Here is a 5,142-nt window from a genome sequence, read left to right as displayed (position 1 = left end):
TATTATGTTTCTTTTTAAATCATTATTTTAGATTAATTAAATCTTGTTTTTAACATGTAGTTATGAATTTTATATTTTTTATGTGTATTTATATTATTTAATTGTTTTAATTTTTATAGTTTATGTTCCCTTATTTTTTTATGAGTAAAATATAATTTATATAGAAAACTTTTTTATAAATAGATATTTTTTAAATTATATCTTTTTTTTTATTTATTTCAAGTATTATAAGAAAAAATATTTATATACTTAATATATTTTAAAAGATATCTTTTTTTATATAAGATTATAAAAGATTATAAAAGATTATATATTTTTATTCAAATCTTAAAATCATTATTTAAATCAAATAATTACGTTATTAATTATTAATTTTTTGCTACCTTCTATCCCGAGTCTTGCTACCTTCTATCCCGAGTCTTGCTACCTTCTATCCCGAGTCTTGCTACCTTCTATTTTTACTTATATTATTTTAAAAATTTTTTATAAATAATTATAAAAATATATTTATAAAACTTGACATTTATTTAAAATTATTAGAAAATAATGTTTTATGTGTTTATTTTGAAGTTGTTTATTTTTAAAATAATTTTTTATTATAATTGTAAATTAATTTTACAAAATATAAATTTAACTATGAAATAATTAATGTATAAATCTCTGTATACTAGAATTAGTAAATTAGCTAGTAAAAGTAATAGTAGAATTTCGTCTTGTAATAAAAATAAAAAAATTTTATTTAATTCATCTAATATTTCAAAAGAAGATGAAAATATTTTTATTAAAAAAAGAATGCCTATTATTTCAAATAGTAAAAGAGCTGTTCCTAATATAATGTTACGTAGTTCATTATTTGGTGTTATTAAAAAAGGTTATAGAAAATATGAAAAAAATGTTTTAAAAGCAACATTAAATAATATTTATATACGATTTACAGGTGAAAGTTTAGATCAATCTGATTTAGATGTTTGGTTAGAATGTTTACATAGATTAAAAAAAGTTCCTTTAGGAGAAAAAGTTCAATTTAAATCTTATGATTTTTTAAAATCTATAAATAGAAATACTGGTAAAAGTGATTATGAATGGTTAAAATCTTGTTTAGTTAGATTATCTGTATGTGGAATAGAAATAAGAAATGAATATTTTTTTTATATGGGTCATTTATTACATGAATGGTATAGAAATGAAAAAACAAAGGAACATATAATTATTTTAAATAAAAAAATAATTTATTTTTTTTCTGATACAATGTGGACAGGAGTTTCTTTAAAAGAACGAATGAAATTAAAAGGTAAGTCATTATCACAATGGATACATTGTTTTTATTGTTCTCATAATATACCTTTACCTTATAAAGTAAATACTTTATATAAACTTTGTGGTAGTAATATTAATATTCTTTGGAAATTTAGACAAAATTTAAAAAAATCCCTTAAAGAAGTTTCATTAGCAACAGGATGGAAATGTTTAATTGATATTCATGATTTTGTACATATCGAAAAATAAAACAATTTTTATTTTTTTATGATATAATATCAATATGTTCAAAATTTTTATTATCATAATTTATGATTAATGATATTTATACAAATTTTAAATTTTATTTTTCAAATAATATAATAAATATTAGTAATTTAAAAAATTTTATTGAAAATGTAGATTTTAATATACAGAAGAATAGTTCTATAAGTATAGCATTTTTAGGCCCTCAAGGTACTTATTCTTATTTAGCTACTTTAACTTACATTAAAAATTTTTTTTCTAGAAAAAAAATTTTTAATGTAAGTTGTAATAGTTTTTCTGAAATATTTTTTTCTATAGAAAAAAATATTATTAATTTTGCTATAGTACCTATAGAAAATAATTGTTCTGGAAAAATAAAAGAAGTAAATAAATTATTATTAAAATATAATTCTTTAAAAATTTTTTATCAATTTAAAATTCCAATTAAACATTGTTTAATTTCATATAGTAATATTACTAATATTAATGATATTAACACTATTTTTAGTCATTCTGAACCATTCAAACAATGTAGTATTTTTATTGATAAATATCCTCTTTGGAAAAAAAATATTTGTGATAGTACAGCTGATGCAATAAAAAAAATATCTATATTTAAATCAAAATATTTTGCTGCAATAGGAAATAAAGAAACAGCTAAATTATATAATTTAAATATAATCAAAACTTTATTTTTATCAAATAAAATAAATAATAAAACAAAATTTCTAGTATTAACAAAATAAAATTTTTATTTTTTTAAAAAAGTTAAATATTTTTTAAAAAGTCAAAATTTAATAAAAATATATTTTTATTAAATTTTGACAAAAAAAACAACTACATATTTTTATTTTTTTATACTCTATAAAATTATTTAACTTCACAAGTTACTGCAAAAGAAGAACTATTAATTCCTTCAACTTCCTCTTTTGTTGAAAAATCATAATAATAGTATAAAGGTCTTTTAATATATGCTTTTATTATCCAACTAGCACTCCACACTTCTACAAAATCTGTAGTTATAGGCCATCCATAAATACTAAAAATATCATCACCATGTGCATCTAAAAGATATTTTAATTTATATTTTTCTGGAATATCACCATGTTGAATAGTTCTACAATATGAAACTCCATTATCCCAAGTTAATGCTGCCCAATCTTCATTTAGATGATGACGTACAACATCACCTCTATATTCTTGCATTAATGGGGGTCTAAGAAATTTTACTTTATTAACTTCTATAATATCTTGCATATGTCCATACATATTTGCTTCAGGAACATCAGGACTTGTAACTACTGTAAATATAAAAGACATTCTTTTTCTTATATAATCTTCAGCAATAAAATCTAATTCAGTTTTAACACCAATACCTTTAGGATCAGACATTCTTAAAGGTATTTCTCCAAAACTATTTGTATAAAATAAGAATTTTCTACCAATAGATATTTGTCCTGTTCTTAAATTATGAATATGTAATAATCCAGAATCTTTACGTATTTTACCTTGACGATCTCTAATAGATCTTGTTTCTATTCTAACTGGAGCATTACCTAATCTACTACCTTTTTTATCAAAAACAATTATGGTCATACGAACTACATCACTAATCTTACATTTATAAGTATTAGCAACAATTTGTATATTATCTGCTGAAGGATTTATTACAGTAACTACATCAGATAAATTTTTATCAATTTTTTTATCTATTTTTACTCTTAAAATAAGTTTAGCAGTAGTTAAAGAAATTACTTTAGCAGTATATGTTCCTTTAGGATTTTCAATTATCTTAGAAATACGAATATTACGTTTATTAACTACTCCTTCATTAACTAAAAATTCTATATTTTTTATATGAGCAATTATATTATTATTCATATCTCTTGCTTCAAATACAATTTTTGTAGATTCTCTATTTACTAATATTTGTTTAGGAAAAGCAGTAAATGTTGAAAAATTTTTATTAATAGGAGGTTTTAAAACAGTAACATCTACATAAGATGTAGATTTATTATTATTTATATCAAAAGCTGTTACTTTTATTAAATAATGATTTTTACTAATATTTTGAAAATTATAATTAGGTAATACAAGAATATAATTCTCACCTACATCTTTTTTAATATAACCATTATTTTTATTAAATTCAATTAAATTATTAAAAATTAGACCTTTAAAAAAATCAATTGTATCAACTTTTACATTTAAAGAATTCTCAGTTCCAGGATAATTAACTATTTTTTTTATTGTTTTTAATTTAACTATATGTTCTTTTCTATATTCTAAAATAATATTATCATTTCTATTTACAAAATCATATTTATTTTTTCTTATAGAAGATTTATTTACTAATAATCGTTTGTTAGGATGAATTTGATTATTCCAAGGCATACCAAACTGAAATTCTAAACTAATACCAAAATTAGTATTACTATCTCCTGATAAAGTTAATGTTTTTCCACAAAAAAAAACTAATGCAGGTATAGGTCTATAAGAAATTCCTGCAGTCATTATATATGGAAAAAATAATTTTTCATGTTCAAAACTAAATTCTTTTTCTTTAAATCCTATATTACCATAATATCTTTCATAAGAAAATTTTAAAGTAATTTCTGGTATTTTAGGGAAAGATCCTTCTAATCTAACATCCCATCCGTTAGCAGGTCTTTCATAATATTCATTATAATTAAAAAATTTATTTTTTTCAAGTGGATTAATATGATCATTAAAAAAAGTTTTTTGTTGATCTAAATGATTCCATCCACTCAATCTAATATAAGCATTTGCACTTAATTTAAAAAAATCTTGCCAATATTCTATACCAACACTAGTTCTTGTATTTTCATGAATAATATCATAATCTAAAAAGTTATTTATACCTAACATATAATCTTTATAAAATTTACGAAAACCAATTCCTAAATTTATTTGATTTCTATTATCAGATTTGTGAATACCATCTTGAAAAAAAAATAAATATTCGTTTTTTTCAAAAAGTGAAAATAAAATTTTAATTTCAGAATTATCTAAAACTAAATTTTCATCTAAGTTTAAACTTATTAAACTTTTGCCTTTAAGATTAAATAAACCAAATATATCTTTTATTCCAGAATTTATTTGATTATTTAATTCTTCAGTGACAGTATTAAAAAAATTATTTTGTAAAATTTTATATAATTTTTCTTTGTTATTTAATCCTATTTCTATTATATTTTTAGTTTCTAATATTAAATCGAATAAATTTTTTTGATTAAAATTATTATTTTCAAATGATTGTAATGAATTATCTTGAGGAAACATTTTTTTATATAATTCTCTTCTATTATTTAATTCTGCATTAATTTTAGGAACATTTATAGAATGATTTTCTAAATCATTACTATTAATAAAATATAATTTTTTTTTCTCAGAGAATTTTAAAGAATGATATTTTTTCTTTTTGAAATAATTAATTTTATTAACATTTATTTTTTTATGGTGTAATTGATTAGCCATAATATTCAGATTATTTACAAATAGAAAAAATATTACAAAAATTAATTTTAATTTACTATTAAAATTAAATATTTTTTTATATTTAAAATTTATTAAATATAAAATTAGAAATTTTTTAAAAAAATAAAAAAATTTTTTCAT

At 19.1% G+C, this 5,142-nt stretch carries 3 protein-coding genes; 2 read left to right on the top strand and 1 reads right to left on the bottom strand.

Annotated elements, in window-relative coordinates:
- Positions 1-648 precede the first annotated feature (648 nt).
- Entirely contained in the window at positions 649-1,506 is an 858-nt protein-coding gene (gene trfA, locus GJT84_RS02480) for a plasmid replication initiator TrfA (RefSeq protein WP_168867375.1), read from the top strand.
- Between the two features lie 62 nt (positions 1,507-1,568).
- Positions 1,569-2,249, top strand: a complete 681-nt coding sequence (locus GJT84_RS02475) for a prephenate dehydratase domain-containing protein (protein WP_168867374.1) — start codon at positions 1,569-1,571, stop codon at positions 2,247-2,249.
- Between the two features lie 124 nt (positions 2,250-2,373).
- Here GJT84_RS02475 and GJT84_RS02470 read toward each other — a convergent pair whose 3' ends face one another.
- Entirely contained in the window at positions 2,374-5,001 is a 2,628-nt protein-coding gene (locus GJT84_RS02470) for an inverse autotransporter beta domain-containing protein (RefSeq protein WP_168867373.1), read from the bottom strand.
- Positions 5,002-5,142 lie beyond the last annotated feature (141 nt).

The sequence above is a fragment of the Enterobacteriaceae endosymbiont of Plateumaris sericea genome, from assembly GCF_012562605.1.
Classification (GTDB): Bacteria; Pseudomonadota; Gammaproteobacteria; order Enterobacterales; family Enterobacteriaceae.
This window is presented reverse-complemented; position numbering and strand designations above follow the sequence as displayed.